21 protein-coding genes are annotated in these 20,667 nt (G+C 69.3%); 9 read left to right on the top strand and 12 right to left on the bottom strand.

Annotation, left to right across the window (positions count from 1 at the left end):
• Positions 1–13 precede the first annotated feature (13 nt).
• Positions 14–1,198 carry a glycogen synthase gene (glgA, locus tag AB0O65_RS06300; protein ID WP_313478436.1) on the bottom strand — a complete coding sequence of 395 codons (1,185 nt, stop codon included), beginning with the start codon at positions 1,196–1,198 and terminating at the stop codon, positions 14–16.
• Positions 1,199–1,244: 46 nt separating this feature from the next.
• Here glgA and glgC point away from each other — a divergent pair, with 46 nt between their 5' ends.
• Together glgC and serB are read left to right on the top strand one after the other, a co-directional pair.
• Positions 1,245–2,486 (top strand): glucose-1-phosphate adenylyltransferase, encoded by a 1,242-nt coding sequence (gene glgC / locus AB0O65_RS06295; RefSeq protein ID WP_071643438.1) that lies wholly within the window; start codon positions 1,245–1,247, stop codon positions 2,484–2,486.
• A 16-nt stretch (positions 2,487–2,502) separates the two neighbouring features.
• Positions 2,503–3,138, top strand: coding sequence for a phosphoserine phosphatase SerB (gene serB, locus AB0O65_RS06290; protein WP_363383708.1), 636 nt, complete (start codon positions 2,503–2,505; stop codon positions 3,136–3,138).
• A gap of 33 nt (positions 3,139–3,171) precedes the next feature.
• On the opposite strand, the gene AB0O65_RS06285 is transcribed toward serB, so the two are convergent.
• Positions 3,172–3,882, bottom strand: a complete 711-nt coding sequence (locus AB0O65_RS06285) for a beta-ketoacyl-ACP reductase (RefSeq protein WP_363383706.1) — start codon at positions 3,880–3,882, stop codon at positions 3,172–3,174.
• 114 nt (positions 3,883–3,996) lie between these two features.
• On the opposite strand from AB0O65_RS06285, the gene AB0O65_RS06280 reads away from it, so the two are divergent.
• Genes AB0O65_RS06280 through AB0O65_RS06270 form a run of 3 tightly spaced genes read left to right on the top strand, consistent with a single transcriptional unit; the run spans position 3,997 to position 5,359 of the window.
• The gene (locus AB0O65_RS06280; RefSeq protein ID WP_071643432.1) at positions 3,997–4,359 is read left to right on the top strand and encodes a DUF3099 domain-containing protein; all 363 of its coding nucleotides are present in this window, start codon (positions 3,997–3,999) and stop codon (positions 4,357–4,359) included.
• Positions 4,356–4,553 carry a hypothetical protein gene (locus AB0O65_RS06275; protein ID WP_071643429.1) on the top strand — a complete coding sequence of 66 codons (198 nt, stop codon included), beginning with the start codon at positions 4,356–4,358 and terminating at the stop codon, positions 4,551–4,553. Before AB0O65_RS06280 ends, AB0O65_RS06275 begins: the two co-directional genes overlap by 4 nt.
• Positions 4,554–4,561: 8 nt before the next feature.
• A complete protein-coding gene (locus AB0O65_RS06270; protein WP_071643490.1) occupies positions 4,562–5,359 on the top strand; it encodes an SURF1 family protein in 798 nt (265 codons plus the stop codon).
• A 31-nt stretch (positions 5,360–5,390) separates the two neighbouring features.
• On the opposite strand, the gene AB0O65_RS06265 is transcribed toward AB0O65_RS06270, so the two are convergent.
• From AB0O65_RS06265 to sufB, 9 genes are all read right to left on the bottom strand, one after another.
• The gene (locus tag AB0O65_RS06265; RefSeq protein WP_071643424.1) at positions 5,391–6,989 is read right to left on the bottom strand and encodes an ABC-F family ATP-binding cassette domain-containing protein; all 1,599 of its coding nucleotides are present in this window, start codon (positions 6,987–6,989) and stop codon (positions 5,391–5,393) included.
• A gap of 126 nt (positions 6,990–7,115) precedes the next feature.
• Entirely contained in the window at positions 7,116–7,712 is a 597-nt protein-coding gene (locus tag AB0O65_RS06260; protein ID WP_071643417.1) for an energy-coupling factor transporter transmembrane component T, read from the bottom strand.
• Positions 7,709–8,389 carry an ABC transporter ATP-binding protein gene (locus AB0O65_RS06255; protein ID WP_363383703.1) on the bottom strand — a complete coding sequence of 227 codons (681 nt, stop codon included), beginning with the start codon at positions 8,387–8,389 and terminating at the stop codon, positions 7,709–7,711. The genes AB0O65_RS06260 and AB0O65_RS06255 overlap by 4 nt, the downstream gene beginning before the upstream one ends.
• On the bottom strand, positions 8,386–8,988 hold the full coding sequence (locus AB0O65_RS06250) for a biotin transporter BioY (protein ID WP_071643415.1): 603 nt from the start codon (positions 8,986–8,988) through the stop codon (positions 8,386–8,388). Before AB0O65_RS06250 ends, AB0O65_RS06255 begins: the two co-directional genes overlap by 4 nt.
• A 154-nt stretch (positions 8,989–9,142) precedes the next feature.
• Positions 9,143–9,472: a metal-sulfur cluster assembly factor gene (locus AB0O65_RS06245; protein WP_191713341.1), complete on the bottom strand. Its 330-nt coding sequence runs from the start codon at positions 9,470–9,472 to the stop codon at positions 9,143–9,145.
• Between the two features lie 9 nt (positions 9,473–9,481).
• Entirely contained in the window at positions 9,482–10,252 is a 771-nt protein-coding gene (gene sufC, locus AB0O65_RS06240) for a Fe-S cluster assembly ATPase SufC (RefSeq protein WP_071643404.1), read from the bottom strand.
• Positions 10,253–10,579 carry a non-heme iron oxygenase ferredoxin subunit gene (locus AB0O65_RS06235; protein WP_071643402.1) on the bottom strand — a complete coding sequence of 109 codons (327 nt, stop codon included), beginning with the start codon at positions 10,577–10,579 and terminating at the stop codon, positions 10,253–10,255.
• A complete protein-coding gene (sufD, locus tag AB0O65_RS06230) occupies positions 10,576–11,772 on the bottom strand; it encodes a Fe-S cluster assembly protein SufD (RefSeq protein WP_313478419.1) in 1,197 nt (398 codons plus the stop codon). The genes AB0O65_RS06235 and sufD overlap by 4 nt, the downstream gene beginning before the upstream one ends.
• The gene (gene sufB / locus AB0O65_RS06225; RefSeq protein WP_071643400.1) at positions 11,772–13,190 is read right to left on the bottom strand and encodes a Fe-S cluster assembly protein SufB; all 1,419 of its coding nucleotides are present in this window, start codon (positions 13,188–13,190) and stop codon (positions 11,772–11,774) included. Before sufB ends, sufD begins: the two co-directional genes overlap by 1 nt.
• A 238-nt stretch (positions 13,191–13,428) precedes the next feature.
• Here sufB and AB0O65_RS06220 point away from each other — a divergent pair, with 238 nt between their 5' ends.
• Positions 13,429–14,541, top strand: coding sequence for a COX15/CtaA family protein (locus AB0O65_RS06220; RefSeq protein WP_363383699.1), 1,113 nt, complete (start codon positions 13,429–13,431; stop codon positions 14,539–14,541).
• Between the two features lie 74 nt (positions 14,542–14,615).
• On the opposite strand, the gene AB0O65_RS06215 is transcribed toward AB0O65_RS06220, so the two are convergent.
• On the bottom strand, positions 14,616–15,551 hold the full coding sequence (locus AB0O65_RS06215; RefSeq protein WP_071643396.1) for a heme o synthase: 936 nt from the start codon (positions 15,549–15,551) through the stop codon (positions 14,616–14,618).
• Positions 15,552–15,808: 257 nt separating this feature from the next.
• Between AB0O65_RS06215 and tkt the strand changes: the two genes are divergently transcribed.
• From tkt to AB0O65_RS06200, 3 genes are read left to right on the top strand one after another with little or no spacing between them, the layout of a single operon-like run.
• Positions 15,809–17,908 carry a transketolase gene (tkt, locus tag AB0O65_RS06210; RefSeq protein WP_363383697.1) on the top strand — a complete coding sequence of 700 codons (2,100 nt, stop codon included), beginning with the start codon at positions 15,809–15,811 and terminating at the stop codon, positions 17,906–17,908.
• Between the two features lie 25 nt (positions 17,909–17,933).
• Entirely contained in the window at positions 17,934–19,046 is a 1,113-nt protein-coding gene (tal, locus tag AB0O65_RS06205; RefSeq protein ID WP_071643392.1) for a transaldolase, read from the top strand.
• Entirely contained in the window at positions 19,043–20,641 is a 1,599-nt protein-coding gene (locus AB0O65_RS06200) for a glucose-6-phosphate isomerase (protein WP_363383695.1), read from the top strand. Before tal ends, AB0O65_RS06200 begins: the two co-directional genes overlap by 4 nt.
• Positions 20,642–20,667 lie beyond the last annotated feature (26 nt).

Genomic DNA, 20,667 nt, shown 5'->3' with positions numbered 1-20,667 from the left:
TCAGCCTATCGGCTCAGGCGGTCAGCTCCTCGTAGAGCGCGCGCGTGGTGTCGGCGATCGCGCCCCAGCTGAACTGGCTGCGGGCTCGCTCCCTTCCGGCCTCGCCGTACTGTCGCGCCCGTGCGGGGTCGCCCGTGACCTCGGTGAGCGCGGCGGCGAGATCCGAGACGTAGCGCTCGGGATCCACGGGAGTCCCGGTGCCGTCCTGCAGCTGCTCGATCGGCACCAGCCGCCCCGTCACCCCGTCGTCGACGACCTCGGGGATACCACCCGTCGCGGTGCCGACCACCGCGGCGCCGCACGCCATCGCCTCGAGGTTGACGATGCCCAGCGGCTCGTACACCGAGGGGCACACGAACGTGGTGGCGGCGGCGAGGATCGCCGACAGCTCGTCGCGCGGCAGCATCCGCTCGATCCAGATGACCCCCTCGCGCGTCTGCTGCAGCAGGCGGACGCCCTCCTGCACCTCCGCCATGATCTCGGGGGTGTCGGGAGCGCCAGCGCACAGCACGAGCTGCACGTCCGGCGGCAGCAGCCGGGCGGCGCGCAGCAGATACGGCAGCCCCTTCTGCCTGGTGATGCGTCCGACGAAGACCACCGACGGGCGAGACGGATCCATCCCGATGCTCGCCAGGAACTCGGGGTTCTCGACCGGGCGCCAGCGCTCGACGTCGATGCCGTTGTGGATCACGCGCACACGCTGCGGGTCGACCTGCGGGTAGCTGCGCAGGATGTCCTGGCGCATGCCGTCGCTGACGGCGACGATCGCGGCGGCGTTCTCGTACGCGAGCCGCTCGATTCCACTCGAGACCGCGTAGCCGCCGCCGAGCTGCTCGGCCTTCCACGGCCGCAGCGGCTCGAGGCTGTGCGCGGTGAGCACGTGCGGGATGCCGTGCAGCTGAGACGCGAGATGGCCGGCGAAGTTCGCGTACCAGGTGTGACTGTGCACGAGGTCGGCTCCGGCGACGTCGCCGACCATGACCAGATCCGTGCCGAGGGTCTGCAGCGCGGGATTCGCCGCGGCCAGCTCCGCCGGGACCCGATACGCGTGCGTGCCCGGCTCGGCGCGTTCGGCCCCGAAGGCGCGCACCTGCACCTCGATGCTGCTGCGCAGCGCCGCCACGAGCTCGGCGACATGCACGCCGGCGCCGCCGTAGATCTCCGGCGGATATTCCTTGGTGATGATGTCGACTCGCATGTCTGCACGGTAGTACATCGGTCGTCGGGCGCTCTATGGTGGACGCATGTCGGCTCCAAAGAAGGTTTTCGGGATCATCCTCGCCGGCGGTGAGGGCAAGCGCCTCATGCCCCTCACCGCGGACAGAGCCAAGCCTGCGGTGCCCTTCGGCGGCCAGTACCGCCTGATCGACTTCGCGATATCCAACCTCATCAACTCGGGCCTGCGGCAGGTCGTCGTGCTGACGCAGTACAAGTCGCACAGCCTCGACCGGCACGTCTCGCAGAACTGGCGGATGTCGGCGCTGCTCGACTCGTACGTCACCTCCGTTCCTGCCCAGCAGCGTCTCGGGAAGCGCTGGTTCTCCGGCTCCGCCGACGCGATCCTGCAGAGCCTCAACCTCATCAACGACGAGAAGCCGGACATCGTCGTCGTGATCGGCGCGGATCACGTCTACCGCATGGACTTCCAACAGATGATCGACGCGCACATCGCGTCCGGCGCGCCCGCCACCGTGGCCGGCATCCGTCAGCCGATCGCGCTGGCCTCGCAGTTCGGGGTGATCGACGCGGATCCCGACACCGGACGCATCCGCGACTTCCTCGAGAAGCCGGCCGACCCGGTCGGGCTTTCCGACTCCCCCGACGAGGTGCTCGTCTCCATGGGCAACTACGTCTTCAACGCCGACGCGCTCGTCGCCGCGGTGGAGGCGGACGGCGAATCCGCCTCATCCGGGCACGACATGGGCGGCGACATCATCCCCTACTTCGTGCAGCGCGGCGAGGCGGGCTACTACGACATGAAGCAGAACGATGTGCCCGGCTCGTCGCCGCGGGATCGCTCGTACTGGCGGGATGTCGGGACCATCGACTCGTACTTCGACGCCCACATGGACCTGATCTCGACGCTGCCGATCTTCAACCTGTACAACACCGACTGGCCGATCCGCACGCAGAACGTCAACATGCCGCCGGCCAAGTTCGTGCGGGATGCGGTCGGCAGGATCGGCAACGCGATCGACTCGATCGTCGCCGCGGGCTCGGTGCTCTCGGGCACGCACATCGAGCGGAGCGTGATCGGGCTGCGCGGCGTCGCGCTGGGCGGCTCGACGATCACCGACTCGGTGCTCCTCGACAACGTGCACATGGGGCTCGGGTCCCGCGTGCGTCGCGCGGTCCTCGACAAGAACGTCATCCTCGAGGACGGCGCGACGGTCGGGGTGGACCGCGAACGCGACCTGGAACGCGGCTTCACGGTGACCGACTCGGGCATCACGGTCGTCGGCAAGGGCGTGCGCGTCACCCGCTGAGCGCTACGCTCGACGGGTGACCGCTGCGCGATTCCTCGTCGTCCTCGATGCCGATTCCACCCTCATCCGCAATGAGGTGATCGAACTCCTCGCCGACGAGGCGGGTCGCCGCGCCGAGGTGCAGGCGGCCACCGAAGCGGCGATGCGCGGTGAGGTGGACTTCGCGACGAGCCTGCGTTCACGTGTCGACGCGCTGCGCGGCGTGCCCACCGCCGCCTTCGAGCGCGTGCGCGCCCGGATCGAGCCCACGCCGGGCGTGCACGAGCTGACCGCGGCGGTGCATGAGCGCGGCGGTGTCGTCGGCGTGGTCTCCGGCGGGTTCCACGAGATCCTCGACCACATCGCACCGGGTCTGGGCGTCGATCGCTGGCGGGCGAACCGGCTTCTGCTCGAGGGCGACGTGCTCGCCGGCGCCGTCGACGGGGAGATCGTCGACGCCGACGCGAAGGCGGCGTCGCTGCAGAGCTGGGCCGCTGAACTGGGCGTCGCACCGCACGCGACGATCGCGATCGGGGACGGCGCGAACGATCTCACGATGATGGCCGTGGCAGGGCTCGGGATCGCGTTCAACGCCAAGCCCGCCGTGCGCGCGGCGGCGTCGCTCGTCGTCGGAGCGCAGGATCTGTCCGAGATCATCCCGCTGCTGCCCTGAGGTGCCGCCTGTCCCGGTCCGCGCCGGCCGGGCTCAGTGCCCCATGCCGAGCCCGCCGTCGACCGGGATGACGGCTCCCGAGATGTAGGCCGCGTCGTCGCCCGCGAGCCACACGACCGCACCGGCCACCTCGTCCGGCGTCGCGAAACGGCCCGCGGGGATGCTCGCCTTGTACTGCTTCTGCGTGTCCTCGGGCAGCTCCGCCGTCATGTCGGTTTCGATGAACCCCGGTGCGACCACGTTCGCGGTGATGCCGCGACCGCCCAGCTCCCGGGTGAGCGAGCGGGCGAAGCCGACCAGCGCGCTCTTGGAGGCCGAGTAGTTGACCTGCCCTGCCGAGCCGTACAGGCCGACGACACTGGAGATCAGGATGACGCGTCCGAAGCGCGCGCGCAGCATGCCCTTCGAGGCGCGCTTGACGACCCGGAAGGTGCCGCCGAGGTTGGTCGCCACGACGCTGTCGAAGTCGTCCTCGCTCATGCGCATCAGAAGGGTGTCCTTGGTGATCCCGGCGTTGGCGACGACGATCTCGACCGGTCCGAGCTGCTGCTCGACCTCGGTGAACGCCGCGTCGATGGCGGCGGCGTCGGTGACGTCGGCACGCACGGTCAGAGTGGCCTCGGGGCCCTCGCCGCTGCGTGCCGTGACCGCGACGCGGTATCCGTCGCGGACGAAGCGTTCGGCGATGGCACGGCCGATGCCGCGGTTTCCGCCGGTGACGAGGACGACGCGCTCAGCGCTCATGTAGGGCTCCTGACTGGGGATCGGATCGCACGCCATCCTACCGACCACGTCCTGCCGCGCGCGGCCCGCCGAGCGGCGTCCGGCATGCCGCGCGCGGCGTAGGCTGGAAGCACCGTGAAAGAGAAGCGCCGCGCCCCCGCTGTCACCTCCCTGCCGCAGTCGCCGCAGGCCGAGGCGGACCACCGCGTGCGCCGGTACGCGCTGACGATGATCATCCGCACGGTCTGCTTCCTGCTCATGGTGCTCGTGCAGCCGCTCGGGTGGTGGACGTGGGCGTTCGCCGTCGCCGCGATCTTCCTCCCGTACATCGCCGTCGTCTACGCGAACGCGGGCAGCGACAGCACCTCCAGCACCGTCGAGTCGCCGGTCACGCAGCTCGAAGCGCCACGCGCCTCCGCCCCCGCACCCACCGGCGCGGATCCGGACGTCATCACCATCATCGAGAGACCGGGCGACCGCGAGGCCGGCGAGCGATGACAGCCGAGCTCGAGTGCGCGCGGGCGGAATGCCGAGAACGCGCCACCCACCACATCGTCTGGCGCAACCCGCGCATCCACGCCGAGGACCGACGCAAGATCTGGCTCGCCTGCGACGCGCACGTGGGGTTCCTGAGCGACTATCTCCGGGCGAGGGACTTCCCCGTCACCGTGCACGAGGGGATGCCCGCGTGAGCCGTCTGATGCGCTGGGGCATATACCTGCTCGTCGCGATCGGCTTCGCGATCGCATGCGCCTTCCTGTCGCAGTGGCAGTTCGACCGCAACGAGGCGCGTGCGGAGCAGATCGCGCTGGTCGAGCGCAACTACGACGCGGAGCCGGTGCCCGTCGCCGAGCTGCTCGGTGACGACGCAGCGCTCGCGCCGGCCGACGAGTGGCATCCGGTGCTGCTGCGCGGGGAGTACCTCGCCGACCAGCAGCTTCTCGTGCGCAACCGTCCGCACGGCGGCACGAGCGCGTTCGAGGTGCTGGTGCCCTTCCGGGATGAGAGCGGCCTGGTCCTGCTGGTCGACCGCGGCTGGATCTCGTCGGGCGAGGACGCCGTTCCGAAGACGGTTCCCGCGCCCCCCGCGGGCGAGAGCACCGTGGTGGTGCGGCTGCGTCCGGGCGAGCGCCTGCCCTCGTCGGGTCGCAGTGCGCCGGCGGGACAGGTGCCCACGATCCATCTCCCCACGATCGCCGAGCGGGTGAATCCGGCGCTCGTGACGAGCGCCTACGGACAGCTCGTCTCCGAGGATCCGGCCGCGGCATCCGCTCTGGGCGGGTTCACCTCCCCCACCGACGACCCCGGCCCGCATCTGTCGTACGCGATCCAGTGGATCCTGTTCGCGGTGATGGGCTTCGCCTTCATCGGCTACGTCATCCGCATCGAGATCGTGAAGGCCAAGGAGGATGCCGGAGAGCTGCCGACCCGCCAGCCGCGTCGCCGCGACCGGGACGCCGACGACGAGGACGCGCTGCTCGACTCCGCGACACGCTGACCCGCAGCGGTCAGCGCCGCAGGCGAGCGCCTCAGGCGAGCTCGATGAGGTCCTGGTACTCCTTGCTCCAGATGTCCTCGACGCCGTCGGGCAGGATCAGCACGCGCTCGGGATTGAGCGACGCCACCGCACCGGGGTCGTGCGAGACGAGCACGACCGCTCCCTCGTAGTGCGCGAGCGCGCCCAGGATCTCCTCGCGGGAGGCGGGGTCGAGGTTGTTCGTCGGCTCGTCGAGCAGCAGCATGTTCGCCGCCGACACGACCAGCGTCGCCAGCGACAGACGAGTCTTCTCGCCGCCCGAGAGCACGCCGGCGGGCTTGTGCACGTCGTCACCGGTGAAGAGGAAGGATCCGAGCACCTTGCGCGCCTCGGTCTCGTTCAGATCGGGGGCCGCGGAGATCATGTTCTCCAGCACCGACCGCTTCACGTCGAGGTTCTCGTGCTCCTGCGCGTAGTAGCCGATCTTCAAGCCGTGGCCTGGCTCGAGCTGACCCGTGTCGGGCTGGTCGACGCCGGCGAGCAGACGCAGCAGCGTGGTCTTGCCCGCACCGTTCAGCCCCAGCACGACGACCTTCGAGCCGCGGTCGATAGCGAGATCGACGTCGGTGAAGATCTCGAGCGAGCCGTACGACTTCGACAGCCCGGATGCCATCAGCGGCGTCTTCCCGCACGGCGCGGGCTTGGGGAAGCGCAGCTTCGCGACCCGGTCGACCTGACGCACCTCGTCGAGGCCCGACAGCAGCTTCTCGGCGCGCGCGACCATCTGGTGCGCCGCGGCGGCCTTCGACGCCTTGGCGCCGAACCGCGCGGCCTGCAGCTGCAGCTGGGTGGCCTTCTTCTCGGCGTTGGCGCGCTCCTTCTTGCGGCGCTCCTCATCCGCCACCCGCTGGCGCAGGTAGTTCTTCCAGTTCATGTTGTACATGTCGATGACCTGGCGGTTCGCGTCGAGGTAGAACACGCGGTTGACCGTCTCGCCGACGAGCTCGACATCGTGGCTGATCACGATGAGCCCGCCCTTGTAGTTCTTCAGGAACTCGCGCAGCCACACCACGCTGTCGGCGTCGAGGTGGTTGGTGGGCTCGTCGAGGATCATCGTGTCGGCGTCGGAGAACAGGATGCGGGCGAGCTCGATCCTTCGACGCTGGCCGCCGGAGAGCGTGCTCAGCGGCTGATCGAGGATGCGATCGGGCAGCGAGAGGTTGTTGGCGATGGACGCCGCCTCGGCCTCGGCCGCATAGCCTCCGAGCGCCTCGAACCGCTCGGTGAGGTTGGCGAACTTGCGCATGGCGCGCTCGGCGATCTTCGTATCATCGGATGCCATGTCGTGCGAGGCCGTGGCGATGCCGAGCTGGATAGTGCCCAGACCGCGCGCATCGAGGATGCGGGTCCTGGCGAGCATCTCAGGGTCGCCGATGCGCGGATCCTGCGGGAGGTACCCGATCTCGCCCGATCGTGTGACCTTGCCCTCGGAGGCCAGCACGTCGCCGGCGAGCACCTTCGTCAGGGTGGTCTTGCCGGCGCCGTTGCGGCCGACGAGGCCGATCTTGTCGCCGGCGGCGACCCGGAACGAGACGTCCGACATGAGCACACGTGCTCCGACGCGGATCTCGAGGTCATGCACGGCGAGCACAGCGGTATCCGTTCGTAGAGGGGAGAGCGGCCGAGGGGCCAGCCTCCCAGTATAGTTCGCGGGCGATGCGGGGCCTTTCAGGATGGGAGGACGCCCGCGCCCCCGCCCCACGGCCGGCCCGTGAGGTCAGCGGGCGAGCCCTCGGGCGGTGAGCGCATCGCCCACGTCGTCGGCGTGCTTCATCGCGAGCACGAGCAGGGGCACGGCGGCCCGCACACCGAGCCGCACTCCCCTCGCGCGCTGCGCGTCGCGCACCTGCTCGAGGAGGCCGGCGAGCACGGGCACCATCGTGATCGTCAGCGAGACGGCGAGAGCCGGGGTCTCAGGATCCACGCCGAACACGCGCAGCGGCCGGAACAGCCGGCGCAGCACGTCGAGCAGGTCGCCCGTCCTGGTGGTCCTCGTCACCGCCTCCGCCAGCAGGAGCATGGCCACCACCCGGCCGGTGCTCTGCACCGCGGCGGTGACGTCGACGAAGACGACCAGCGCGCCGCCCAGCACGACGATCAGCCAGCGCAGCCGCCACCAGGCCAGAGCTGTCCCCCGCAGGCCCGCGCCGGTCGAGAGCAGCACGGTCGTGGCCGCACCGAGCAGCACGATGGTCCCGGTCGTGGGCAGACGCGTGATCGAGATGGCCAGCGCGCAGATCGCCAGCGCGAGAAGCTTCCACCCGGCGGGGATCCGGTGCAGGATGCTGTCGCCGGCCCGATACAGGGAGATCACGCGCTGATCCGCCGATACGTCTCGATCACGGCTGGCGGCTCCCCCGTCTCGACCAGGCGCCCGCCGTCGAAGAGCACCGCCGCGTCGCAGCGCGCCGCCAGCTCCAGATCGTGTGTGACGATCACGACCGGCACCGGCAGCGTGAGCAGCAGGTCGGCGATCCGGCGGGCGTTGCGCAGATCGAGCAGCGTGGTCGGCTCATCCGCGACGACCAGCCGGGGATCGATGCACAGCACCGCAGCCAGCGCCAGCAGCTGTCGCTGGCCGCCCGAGAGCTCGGAGACGGGCTGATCGCCCCGCCCGGCCAGCCCGTACTGCTCGAGGATCTGCTCGACGCGCAGCGTGCGCATCGCTCGCGACAGGGAGCCGAGAGAGAGCGCGAGATCCTCGGCTGGTGTCGGCATGAGGATCTGAGCCTCGGGGTTGGTGAACACGAAGCCCACCCGCGAGCGCACCCTCGCGGCATCGGCCGCCGGGTCGAGTCCCAGCACGCGGACGGAGCCGGAGGTCGGCTGACGCAGCCCGTTGATCATGCGGGCGAACGTCGACTTCCCCGAGCCGTTGGCGCCGATCACCGCCGTGCGTGACGCGGTCAACCGGGTCGTGACGCCACGCAGGATCGGAGCATCGTCGACGACGTAGGACACGTCGTCGAAGGCGATGTGAGCGGTTGTCACCGCGCGGGGACGGGAGTGGCGCCGACAGCTCGCGCAGGCGCGCCGACTCCCGCCGGGAAGGCCCGGGGGTACGCCCGGCGGAGCGCGACCGCGAGCACGGTCGCCAGCGTCGCCTTGATCAGGTCGCCGGGAAGGAAGGCGACGGTCGACAGCGCCGTCAGGTCGAGCGGCACGCCGGTGACAGCGGCCTGCACCGGGATCCCGAAGAGGTAGACGACGATGATGCCGCCGACGAGGGATCCGGTGGCCGCACGCCACCAGGTGAAGCGCCCACTGTGCGCGATCAGGCCGATCACGACCGCCCCGACGACCCAGCCCGCCATGTATCCGGCGGTCGGCCCGACAAAGGCTCCGAGCCCACCGCGTCCCCCGGCCAGCACCGGGAGTCCGATCGCCGCGAGTGCGAGCATGAGCAGCACCGACAGCGGCGCACGGCGCGCGCCGAGCACGAGTCCAGCGAGCATGACGCCGAGCGTCTGACCGGTGATCGGAACACCGCTCGGCAGCGGCACCATCACCGTGCCGAGCACGATCACCAGTGCGGCGAAGACGGCGATGCGCGCCAGATCAGCGCTGAGCGGACGGCGGTCGGGAGCCATGGATCCTCCGAGGTCGTGGGTTACGTGCACCGAAGCGGCTGTCACGTTGTCGATTCCCACAGTATTGAGAAGATCCCAGGCGGCGCACGCCGACACCTACAGCGTGGGTCGGCAGATCTTGTCGACCTCGACCCAGTCGCCGACGCCCGTCAGCTCAGATCGCGAACCCGAGGGCGCGCATCATGTCGCGCCCGTCGTCCGTGATCCGCTCCGGGCCCCACGGCGGCATCCACACCCAGTTGATCCGGAACTGCTCGACGACCGAGTCCAGCGCCTGGGCGGTCTGCTCCTCGAGGACGTCGGTGAGCGGGCATCCGGCGCTGGTCAGCGTCATGTGGATCACGAGTGCGTCGTTCTCGTCGTCCCACGAGAGATCGTAGATGAGGCCGAGATCGACGACGTTGATCCCGAGCTCGGGATCCATCACGTCCTTGAGAGCCTCGGTGACCTCGTCGAACTTCTCGGGGCTGAGCGTCGCGGTCATGCTCCCAGCCTACGCTTCGATCGGCTCGGCGGGGTCGAGGAAGCGATCGTAGCCCTCCGCCTCGAGCCGGTCGGCGAGCTCGGGTCCGCCCTCCTCCACGATCCGTCCCTTGACGACGACGTGCACGTAGTCGGGGCGGATGTAGCGCAGGATGCGGGTGTAGTGGGTGATCAGCAGCACACCGAGGTTCGTGGCGTCCTTGGCGCGGTTGACGCCCTCGGAGACGATCTTCAGCGCGTCGACGTCGAGACCGGAGTCGGTCTCGTCGAGAACGGCGAGCTTCGGCTTGAGCACCTCGAGCTGCATGATCTCGTGACGCTTCTTCTCGCCACCCGAGAAGCCCTCGTTGACGTTTCGCTGAGCGAACTTGGGGTCCATGCGCAGGTTCGACATGGCCGCCTTGACGTCCTTCGTCCACTGCCGGATCGAGGGCGCCTCGCCGTCGATCGCGGTCTTGGCGGTGCGCAGGAAGTTCGTGACCGTGACACCGGGGATCTCGACCGGGTACTGCATCGCGAGGAAGAGGCCGGCGCGGGCGCGCTCGTCGACGCTCATCTCGAGCACGTCCGCACCGTCGAAGGTGATGGTGCCCTGCGTGACGGTGTACTTGGGGTGGCCGGCGATCGTGTAGGCGAGCGTCGACTTGCCCGAGCCGTTGGGGCCCATGATGGCGTGCGTCTCACCGGTCTTGATGGTGAGGTCGATCCCGTTGAGGATCGGCGTCTCGCCCTGGTCGGTCTCGACCGTTACGTGCAGGTCGCGGATCTCGAGAACAGACATTCAGACTTCCTTAGTGACAGTGGGGTCGATGAGCACGTCGTCACCGTCGATCTCGACGACGAACACCGGGACGGGCTCGTAAGCGGGGAGGTTGAGGGGGTGGCCGGTCTCGAGCGAGAACGCCGAGCCGTGGGCCCAGCATTCCAGCGTCTTGCCTTCCACGAACCCCTCGGAGAGCGAGATGTCGCCGTGCGTGCAGCGGTCGCCGATCGCGTGGATCTCGTCGTCGCTGTCCTTCACGATCGAGATCGCGATGCCGTCGAGCTCGACGCGCAGCGGCGTGTCCTGCTCCAGCTCGCTGACACTGCAGGCGCGCTGTGCGCTCATCGGGTCACCGCCTCGAGCTCGGCCTCGAGCGCGGCGGTCAGCTCGTCCTGCAGCGTCGGGATGCCGATGCGCTGCACGACCTCGGTGAGGAAGCCGAACACGACCAGGCGGCGCGCCTCCTCCTCGGAGATGCCTCGCGCCTGCAGGTAGAACAGCTGCTCGTCGTCGAAGCGACCCGTCGCACTCGCGTGTCCCGCCCCGGCGATGTCGCCGGTCTGGATCTCGAGGTTCGGGATCGAGTCGGCGCGGGCGCCCTCGGTGAGCACGAGGTTGCGGTTCGCCTCGTACGAGTCGGTGCCGGTCGCGTCCGGTCCGATCAGCACGTCGCCGATCCAGACGCTGTGCGCGCTCTGACCGTGCAGCGCGCCCTTATACAGCACATCGCCCGTGGTGTGCGCACCCTTGTGGTGCAGGTAGACCTGGCTCTCCAGGTGCTGGCCGGAGTCGGCGAACGACAGCCCGTACAGGTAGCCGTGCGACCCGGTGCCCGCGAGCTCGACGTTCGGGTTCACACGCACGACGCCGCCGCCGAGGCTGACCACGATGTGCGTGAGCTCGGCGTCGCGGTCGACGCGCGCCTGGTGGGCGGCCGCGTGCACTGCGTCGTCCTCCCAGCGCTGCACGGTGACGACCTTGAGCTTCGCGCCGTCGCGCACGATGATCTCGACGTTCTGCGCGTACTCCGCCGTACCGCCGTGCTGCAGCACGACGGTGGCGACGCTGTGGCGTCCGGCCTCGATCACGAGGTGCGCGTCAGCGCGGCCGCCGCTGCCGTCGATCGTCACGACGATCGGCTCTGCGACCTCCTCATCGGCCGGGATGCTGAGGTGCAGCGCCTCGGCCGCACCCTGCCATGCCACGGCCGAGACGACGTCCTCCGGGACGAAGAACTCGCCCCGCGGCGCGGCGCCGTGCGCGAGCGGCGCGCTGACGTACTGCTCGTGACTGAAGGTGTAGGTGACCGCGTCGCTCACGGCTGCGGTGTCGAACAGCGTCTTCATCTGCGCGACGGGGGTGTGCTTCCAGTTGACCTCGCGGCCGGTCGGAACGCCGAAGTCATCCGGGTCGAACGACCTCGGACGCTCGGAGCGGGTCTGCACCGGCACGAAGCCGGCGCTCGCGACCTGCGCGGCAGGGTCGATGTGCGCGTTCGTCTGCGGCGCCAGCTCGGGCGCCTGGGTGGGGGCCGTCATCAGCCGACCGATCCTTCCATGCCCATCTCGATGAGCTTGTTCAGTTCCATCGCGTACTCCATGGGCAGCTCGCGTGCGATGGGCTCGATGAACCCGCGCACGATCATCGCCATCGCCTCGGTCTCCTCGATGCCGCGGGACTGCAGGTAGAAGAGCTGCTCCTCGCTGACCTTCGAGACCGTGGCCTCATGACCGAGCTGGACATCGTCGACGCGGATGTCGATCGCCGGGTACGTGTCGGAGCGCGACTGCGTGTCGACGAGAAGCGCGTCGCAGACCACCGAGTTGGCGGAGTGGTGCGCAGCGGCGTCCACGCGGACCTCGCCGCGGTACCCGGCGCGTCCGCCGCCGCGGGCGATCGACTTCGACACGATCGACGACTGCGTGTACGGCGCCATGTGCACCATCTTCGCGCCCGCGTCCTGGTGCTGACCGGGACCGGCGAAGGCGACCGACAGGGTCTCGCCCTTCGCGTGCTCGCCCATCAGGTAGATGGAGGGGTACTTCATCGTCACCTTGGAGCCGATGTTGCCGTCGACCCACTCCATCGTCGCGCCCTCGTGGGCGACCGCGCGCTTGGTGACGAGGTTGTAGACGTTGTTCGACCAGTTCTGGATCGTCGTGTAGCGCACGCGGGCGTTCTTCTTCACGATGATCTCGACGACGGCCGAGTGCAGCGAGTCCGACTTGTAGATCGGGGCGGTGCAGCCCTCGATGTAGTGGACGTAGCTGTCCTCGTCGGCGATGATCAGGGTCCGCTCGAACTGACCCATGTTCTCGGTGTTGATGCGGAAGTACGCCTGCAGCGGGATCTCGACGTGAACGCCCTTGGGCACGTACACGAACGAGCCGCCCGACCACACCGCCGTGTTGAGCGCGGCGAACTTGTTGTCGCCGGTCGGGATCACGGTGCCGAAGTACTCCTCGAAGAACTCGGGGTGCTCGCGCAGCGCCGTGTCGGTGTCCATGAAGATGACGCCCTGGGCCTCGAGGTCCTCACGGATCTGGTGGTAGACGACCTCGGACTCGTACTGCGCGGCGACGCCGGCGACGAGACGCTGACGCTCGGCCTCGGGGATGCCGAGACGCTCGTAGGTGTTCTTGATGTCGTCGGGAAGGTCTTCCCAGCTCTGCGCCTGCTTCTCGGTGGAGCGGACGAAGTACTTGATGTTGTCGAAGTCGATGTCGCTGAGATCCGCACCCCAGGTGGGCATCGGCTTGCGGTCGAACAGCGACAGCCCCTTGAGGCGGGTCTTCAGCATCCACTCCGGCTCGTTCTTGAGAGCGGAGATGTCGCGCACGACGTCCTCGGAGAGACCGCGGCGCGCGCTGGCTCCGGCGGCATCGGCGTCGTGCCAGCCGAACTCGTACACCCCCAGCCCATCCAGTTCCGGGCGGTCGATCAGGACATCCGACATGACACACTCTCCTCAACACGGCCCAGACGGTGTCATCCGCCCCGGCACACCGGTTCCCCGTCGAGTCTTCGGGAAAAGGATGCCGCTCATGGGCCCTCATCTTCGGCGCGAGACTCGCGCCTAAACTGTCGGTGAGGGAATCCGCGCTGTGTGCGCCCCTCATCACAATCCCGATTCTACAGGTTCCGCCTCGCGAGCGGGCCGCGCCCGCCTGTCGATTCCGCGAACCGGAGGCACCATGAACCACAACGCCGCTACGGATACCCTCCCGCGCAGGCGCACGCCCGGCGACACCCTGAGCTGGCTGCCGACGACGATCGGCCGGCGGCTGCGCGTCTTCGCGTGGCTGTCGTTCGCCGCCGAGGTGCTGATCATCGGCACCGGCGGCGCCGTGCGGCTGACCGGCTCCGGCCTGGGCTGCACGGAGTGGCCGCTGTGCACGCCGGAGTCGCTCGTGCCGATCCTCGAGGTGCAGGGCGTGCACGGGGCGATCGAGTTCGGCAACCGGGTGATGACCGGCGTCGTGGGTCTGCTCGCGCTCGCCGTGCTCATGCTCACGCTGCACGTCATCAGCGGACGCCGACTGGTGCTGCGCGCCGTCTGGTTCGCGCTCGGCGGCATCGCCGCAGGGGTCGCGGTGTACATCGCGGCGTCCGCGCTGGGTCTTCCGGATGCGGCGCTCATGTCCGCCGTGCTGCTCCTCGCGGTGCTGGTGGGAGCCGTCGACTCGCTCCGGCAGACGACCGAGCGGCGCGACCTCGCCGTCCTGGCGTGGGTGGTGCTGGTGGGCGTGATGGCACAGGCGGTCGTCGGCGGCTTCGCGGTGATCAGCAGCCTCAACCCGTTCCTCGTCGGCTTCCACTACACGGTGTCCCTGCTCCTCGTGTGCGTCACGGCCCTGTTCCTCGTGCGCCTGCGCGCGCAGCCGGGCAGGCGCATCCCCGCCGTTCCGGCCTGGTTCTCGATCACGGCGCATCTCACCGGTGTCGCGCTGGCTCTCACGATCGTCTTCGGCGTGCTGACCACGGGCTCAGGCCCCCACTCCGGCGACATCGACATCCAGCGGCAGGGCTTCGACGCCAGCATCCTCGCCCACGTGCACGCCTGGCCGGGCTACGTGCTGGCAGTCCTCGTGCTCATCCTGGCCGTGTCGGCATGGGTGCTGAAGCTGCCGCCGCGCCGGTGGATGCTCGTGCTCGTCGTCGCGATCCTCGTGCAGGTCGGCGTCGGCGTGCTGCAGGCGCGCACCGGTCTGCCCCCGGTGCTGGTCGGCATCCATATGGTGCTCGCCGCGCTGTCTGCCGCGACGTACACCGTGGTCGTCACCAGACTGAAGACGCCCGCGGCCTGACCAGACTCGACGCCACGAACAGGCCCCCGCCGGATGGATCCGGCGGGGGCCTGTTCGTGATGTCGATCGGAGGATCAGAACGGCAGCAGCGGGTCGACCGCGACGGCGACGAAGATCAGGGTGAGGTAGGTGATCGACGCGTGGAACACCCGCATCGGCCGCGCCTCGTCGCCGTGCACGGCCCGGTTGTACAGGCGGTGCGACTCGTAGATGAACCAGCCGCCGAAGACGAGGGCCGAGACGGTGTAGACGAGTCCCATGTGCGCGACGGGCACGAGCAGCAGCGAGCACGCGACGGTCGCCCACGCGTACAGAATGACCTGCAGACCCACCTGCGAGGCCGACCGGGTGACGCCGAGCATCGGCACGTCGACGTCGTCGTAGTCGTCCTTGTACTTCATCGACAGCGGCCAGTAGTGCGGCGGCGTCCAGAGGAAGACGAGCACGAAGAGAACCAGCGGCGGCCAGTCGAGCGACCCGGTGACGGCGCTCCAGCCGATCAGCACGGGGAAACATCCCGCGATGCCGCCCCAGACGATGTTCTGCTCGGTGCGGCGCTTGAGGATCATCGTGTAGATCACGACGTAGAAGAAGATGGCGATCACCGAGAGCGTCGCGGCGAGCCAGTTGGTCGTGAGCAGCAGCCAGACGGTGGATGCCACGGCCAGCACCCACGAGAAGACCAGGGCACCGCGCGGAGAGACCTCGCCGGTCACGAGCGGCCGGTTCTCGGTGCGCTTCATGTGCACGTCGATGTCGCGATCGAGGTACATGTTGAACGAGGCCGCCGAGGATGCGCTCATCGCACCGCCGATGACGGTCGCGATGACGAGCCAGAGATCGGGCATCCCGCCCTCGGCCAGGAACATCACCGGAACGGTGGAGACGAGCAGAAGCTCGAGTACGCGAGGCTTGGTGAGGGCGATGTAACCGCGGATCCTCTGACCGAGCGAGTGATGAATCGCGGCGGTCTGCGATGTCGTCGAGATCGCGATCCCCTCCTTATACATGGCGGATGTGCCCCCATTCTATGCCACCAGGCGTGTCGAGCCCGGCCTTCGGCGGGTGACTCGGCACGCCGCTCAGAACCCGCGCCGAAGGGGTCTGCCGCGGCCGTGCCGTCGCGTGCAACACACGCCGACCCGTCGTGTGCGCACCGCTATGCTGAAACCCACTCGCGCACCCGCTGCTGTGCACATCCACTCCGTGAAGACGAGGAAGGCGCAGGAATGCGGGAGCGTCCCCGAGCGTCTAAAGGAGTATGGCTGTGGCAGAACTGCACTGGGATGAGATCGACCGACGAGCGGTGGACACCGCCCGGGTGCTCGCGGCGGATGCTGTCGAGAAGGTGGGCAACGGCCACCCCGGCACGGCGATGAGCCTCGCTCCCGCGGCGTACCTCCTCTACCAGCGCGTGATGCGTCACGACCCCACCGACACCGACTGGCTCGGCCGTGACCGCTTCATCCTGTCGGTCGGCCACTCCTCGCTCACGCAGTACGTGCAGCTGTACCTCGGCGGCTTCGGACTCGAGCTCGAAGACCTCGAGTCGCTGCGCACCTGGGGTTCGAAGACCCCTGGGCACCCCGAGTACGGGCACACCAAGGGCGTCGAGATCACCACCGGTCCCCTCGGTCAGGGCCTCGCGTCGGCCGTCGGCTTTGCGTACGCCGCCCGGTACGAGCGCGGGCTGTTCGACCCGGATGCCGCCGCCGGCACGAGCCCGTTCGACCACTTCGTCTACGTGATCGCCGGTGACGGCGACCTGCAGGAGGGCGTGACCAGCGAGGCGTCCTCGCTGGCCGGCCACCAGCAGCTGGGCAACCTCATCGCGATCTACGACTCCAACCAGATCTCGATCGAGGACGACACCGATGTCGCCTTCACCGAGGACGTGGCCGCTCGCTACGAGGCGTACGGCTGGCACGTGCAGACCGTCGACTGGAAGAAGACCGGCGAGTACGTCGAGGACGTCGCCGAGCTGCACGCCGCGATCGCCGCGGCGCAGGGCGAGCAGTCCAAGCCCTCGCTGATCATCCTGAAGACGATCATCGGCTGGCCCTCCCCCGGCAAGCAGAACACCGGCAAGATCCACGGCTCCGCGCTGGGCGCCGACGAGCTGGCCGCGACGAAGAAGGTGCTCGGGTTCGACCCGGAGCAGCACTTCGCCGTCGCCGACGACGTCATCGCGCACACCCGGGAACTCGCGCAGCGGGCGGCCGAGGCGCGTGCCGAGTGGCAGAAGTCGTTCGACGCCTGGGCCGAGGCGAACCCCGAGCGCAAGGCGCTGCTCGACCGTCTCGAGGCGCACGAGCTGCCCGAGGGCATCGCGGACGCCCTGCCGGTCTTCGAAGCCGACAAGGACGTCTCGACCCGAGCGGCATCCGGACAGGTCATCAACGCTCTCGCCGCCCAGCTCCCCGAGCTGTGGGGTGGTTCGGCCGACCTGGCCGAGTCGAACCTGACGACCATCAAGGACGCCCCGTCGTTCATCCCGACGGAGTGGTCGACGCACGAGTGGAAGGGCGCCCCCTACGGACGGGTGCTGCACTTCGGCATCCGCGAGCACGCGATGGGCGCGATCATCAACGGCATCGTGCTGCACGGGCCCACCCGCGCGTTCGGCGGCACGTTCCTCATCTTCAGCGACTACATGCGCCCGGCCGTTCGTCTGGCCGCCCTGATGAACGTGCCGAGCATCTTCGTCTGGACCCACGACTCGGTGGCCCTCGGCGAGGACGGCCCGACGCACCAGCCGATCGAGCAGCTCGCGTCGCTGCGACTGATCCCGAACTTCACCGTGGTGCGCCCCGCCGACGCCAACGAGACCGCCGCCGCGTGGCTCGAGCTGCTCCGCCGTCACGGCGGCCCGGCCGGCATCGCCCTGACGCGGCAGAACATCGCCGTCTTCGAGCGCGGCGACGGCGAGGCCTCGGGCGACACGTTCGCGTCGGCGGCGCACACCGCCAAGGGCGCCTACGTGCTCGCCGAGGCGCCGAACGGCACGCCGGACGTGATCCTGATCGCCACCGGCTCCGAGGTGCAGCTCGCGGTCGCCGCGCGCGAGACGCTCGCCGCGGAGGGCGTGGGCGCGCGCGTCGTCTCGGCCCCCTCGCTGGAGTGGTTCGCCGAGCAGGACGAGGCGTACCGCGAGTCGGTGCTGCCGGCGTCCATCACCGCGCGCGTCTCGGTGGAGGCGGGCTCCGTCGCCAGCTGGCGCGGCATCGTGGGCGACCGCGGTCGCTCGATCGGCATCGACCACTTCGGCGCGTCGGCCGACTACAAGACCCTGTTCGAGAAGTTCGGCGTCACCGCCGAGGCGGTCGTCTCGGCCGCACGCGAGACCATCGCCGACGCAGCGCGCTGAGCGCTGCAGAAGGAGAACGAGAGACATGAGCACCCCCACCGAGAACCTCGCACAGGCCGGCGTCAGCATCTGGCTCGATGATCTGTCGCGCACGCGCATCAGCTCCGGCAACCTCGCGCAGCTGATCGACAGCCGCAACGTCGTCGGCGTCACCACGAACCCGACCATCTTCGCCACCGCGCTGATGGACAAGAACGACACCTCCTACGACGAGCAGACCCGCGAGCTCGCCGCGGCCGGGGCATCCGCCGAAGAGGCGATCTTCGCCGCCACCACCCAGGATGTGGCCGACGCGCTGGACGTCTTCCGCCCGGTGTGGGAGGCGACGAACCACGTCGACGGACGCGTCTCGATCGAGGTCTCCCCCGACCTCGCGCACGACACCGAGGGCACGGTCGCGTCGGCCAAGGAGCTGTGGCAGAAGATCGACCGCCCCAACCTGCTGGTGAAGATCCCCGCCACCAAGGCCGGTCTTCCCGCGATCACCGAGGCGATCGCCACCGGCATCAGTGTGAACGTCACCCTGATCTTCAGCCTGGAGCGGTACGAAGAGGTCATCGACGCGTACCTCACGGGCCTCGAGCGCGCGCACTCCGCCGACTTCGACCTGTCGAGCATCCACTCGGTCGCCTCCTTCTTCGTGTCTCGCGTCGACACCGAGACCGACAAGCGTCTGGAGGAGATCGGCACCGAGGAGGCGCTGGCCCTGAAGAGCAAGGCGGGGCTCGCCAACGCCCGCCTCGCCTACGAGCTGTTCGAGAAGAAGTTCGCCGAGAAGCGCGCTCAGGATCTCATCGCCCTGGGTGCCAACCTGCAGCGGCCGCTGTGGGCGTCGACCGGCGTCAAGGACCCGAACCTGCCCGACACGCTCTACGTCACCCAGCTCGTCGCTCCCGGCGTCGTGAACACGATGCCCGAGAAGACGCTCGAGGCGACCTTCGACCACGGCGAGGTCACCGGCGACACGATCACCTCGACCTACGCCGAGTCGCACGAGGTGATGGCGAACCTGAAGGCCGTCGGCGTCGACTTCGACGACGTCACCCGGGTGCTCGAGGAGGAGGGCGTGGCCAAGTTCATCGACTCGTGGCACGGCCTGCTCGAGAGCGTCGCAGGGGTCCTGGACGCCGCACGATGACCGTCTCGGTGCACGTGTCGCAGGCGGCTCAGGCCGCCGTCGAGCAGCTCGTGCCAGGGCTGGTCGACGACCTCGTCGCCTCACGTGTCACCGCAGCCGACAACGACCTGTGGGGTCCGGATGCCTCAGCCGAGGCGTCCGTTCGCCTCGGCTGGGTCGACGCCGTCTCGAACTCGCGTCCGCTCGTCGCGGAGATCGTCGCACTGCGCGACGATCTCCGCGCGCGCGGGATCGACCGCATCGTGCTGGCCGGCATGGGCGGGTCGTCGCTCGCCCCCGAGGTCATCGCGAACACCGCGGGCGTGCCGCTGACCATCCTCGACAGCACGGCACCCGCGCAGGTGCTGCGCGGGATCGACGAGGGCCTCGCCCGCACGGCACTCGTCGTGTCGTCGAAGTCCGGGTCCACCATCGAGACGGACTCGCAGCGCCGCGCCTTCGAGGCCGCCTTCAGCGACCTCGGCATCGACCCGGCCGAGCGCATCGTCGTCGTCACCGATCCCGGATCCCCGCTGGAGGAATCGGCGCGGGAGGCCGGATACCGCGTCTTCACCGCCGACCCAAACGTCGGGGGCCGGTACTCCGCGCTCACGGCATTCGGCCTGGTGCCGGCCGGTCTCGCCGGCGCCGACATCGCCGAGCTGCTCGACGAGGCGGAGGCATCGATGCTGCAGTTCGCCGTCGACTCGACCGAGAACCCGGCGCTGCGACTTGCCGCCGCCCTCGTGGGCACGGAGCCCCGCCGCGACAAGCTCGCGCTCATCAGCGACGGCACCCACATCGAGGGGCTTCCCGACTGGATCGAGCAGCTCATCGCCGAATCCACCGGGAAGGCCGGCACCGGCATCCTCCCCGTCGTGCTGCTGCCCGTCTCCCCCGAGGTGGAGTCTGCGCCCGCCGATCTGCAGATCGTGCGACTCGTCGACGACGCCGACGAGTTCCACCTGCGCCACCACGGCGAGATCCTCGTCAGCGGCACGCTCGGCGCGCAGTTCCTGCTCTGGGAGTACGCCACGGCGATCGCCGGCCGTCTGCTCGGCATCAATCCGTTCGACCAGCCCGATGTCGAGGCCGCGAAGACGGCCGCACGCGGTCTCCTCGACGCGCGACCGGAGGCGACCACGGCGGCATTCGTCGAGAGCGGCATCGAGGTGCGGGCGTCGGATCCGGGGCTGCTGCGCTCGGGTACGCTCGCCGGTGTGCTCGACGCCCTGTGGGAGCGGCTCGGCACCGACGGATACGTGGCGATCCACGCGTACGTCGACCGCAACGACATGCCCCAGCTCTCGGGGCTGCGCGAGATGGTGGCCGCCGACTCCGGACGTCCGACCACGTTCGGCTGGGGGCCCCGCTTCCTGCATTCGACGGGCCAGTACCACAAGGGCGGCCCGGCCCAGGGCGTGTTCCTGCAGATCACCGAGCGCACCGACGTGGATCTGGAGATCCCCGGGCGCCCGTTCACGTTCGGGCAGCTGATCGAGGCACAGGCTGCGGGCGACGCGGCCGTGCTCTCCGGTCTCGGTCGCCCGGTCGTCACCCTGACCATCACAGACGCCGTGGATGACGTGCTGGCGCTCTTCGAAGCCGCTCAGTGAGCTCATCCTCACGACTTGGAGATATC

The sequence above is a fragment of the Microbacterium sp. NPDC077391 genome, from assembly GCF_040686955.1.
In the GTDB taxonomy this organism is placed as follows: domain Bacteria; phylum Actinomycetota; class Actinomycetes; order Actinomycetales; family Microbacteriaceae; genus Microbacterium; species Microbacterium commune.
Note: the sequence above shows the minus strand (reverse complement) of the source record. Positions and strands in the feature narration are given on the sequence as shown.

Bases quoted from the DNA above. Each gene is read 5' to 3' on its own strand.
- glgA (WP_313478436.1), bottom strand. From the start codon at position 1,198: ATGCGAGTCGACATCATCACCAAGGAATATCCGCCGGAGATCTACGGC.
- glgC (WP_071643438.1), top strand. From the start codon at position 1,245: ATGTCGGCTCCAAAGAAGGTTTTCGGGATCATCCTCGCCGGCGGTGAG.
- AB0O65_RS06285 (WP_363383706.1), bottom strand. From the start codon at position 3,882: ATGAGCGCTGAGCGCGTCGTCCTCGTCACCGGCGGAAACCGCGGCATC.
- AB0O65_RS06275 (WP_071643429.1), top strand. From the start codon at position 4,356: ATGACAGCCGAGCTCGAGTGCGCGCGGGCGGAATGCCGAGAACGCGCC.
- AB0O65_RS06270 (WP_071643490.1), top strand. From the start codon at position 4,562: ATGCGCTGGGGCATATACCTGCTCGTCGCGATCGGCTTCGCGATCGCA.
- AB0O65_RS06250 (WP_071643415.1), bottom strand. From the start codon at position 8,988: ATGGCTCCCGACCGCCGTCCGCTCAGCGCTGATCTGGCGCGCATCGCC.
- AB0O65_RS06245 (WP_191713341.1), bottom strand. From the start codon at position 9,472: ATGACCGCGACGCTCAGCCCCGAGAAGTTCGACGAGGTCACCGAGGCT.
- sufC (WP_071643404.1), bottom strand. From the start codon at position 10,252: ATGTCTGTTCTCGAGATCCGCGACCTGCACGTAACGGTCGAGACCGAC.
- AB0O65_RS06235 (WP_071643402.1), bottom strand. From the start codon at position 10,579: ATGAGCGCACAGCGCGCCTGCAGTGTCAGCGAGCTGGAGCAGGACACG.
- sufD (WP_313478419.1), bottom strand. From the start codon at position 11,772: ATGACGGCCCCCACCCAGGCGCCCGAGCTGGCGCCGCAGACGAACGCG.
- sufB (WP_071643400.1), bottom strand. From the start codon at position 13,190: ATGTCGGATGTCCTGATCGACCGCCCGGAACTGGATGGGCTGGGGGTG.
- AB0O65_RS06220 (WP_363383699.1), top strand. From the start codon at position 13,429: ATGAACCACAACGCCGCTACGGATACCCTCCCGCGCAGGCGCACGCCC.
- AB0O65_RS06215 (WP_071643396.1), bottom strand. From the start codon at position 15,551: ATGTATAAGGAGGGGATCGCGATCTCGACGACATCGCAGACCGCCGCG.
- tal (WP_071643392.1), top strand. From the start codon at position 17,934: ATGAGCACCCCCACCGAGAACCTCGCACAGGCCGGCGTCAGCATCTGG.
- AB0O65_RS06200 (WP_363383695.1), top strand. From the start codon at position 19,043: ATGACCGTCTCGGTGCACGTGTCGCAGGCGGCTCAGGCCGCCGTCGAG.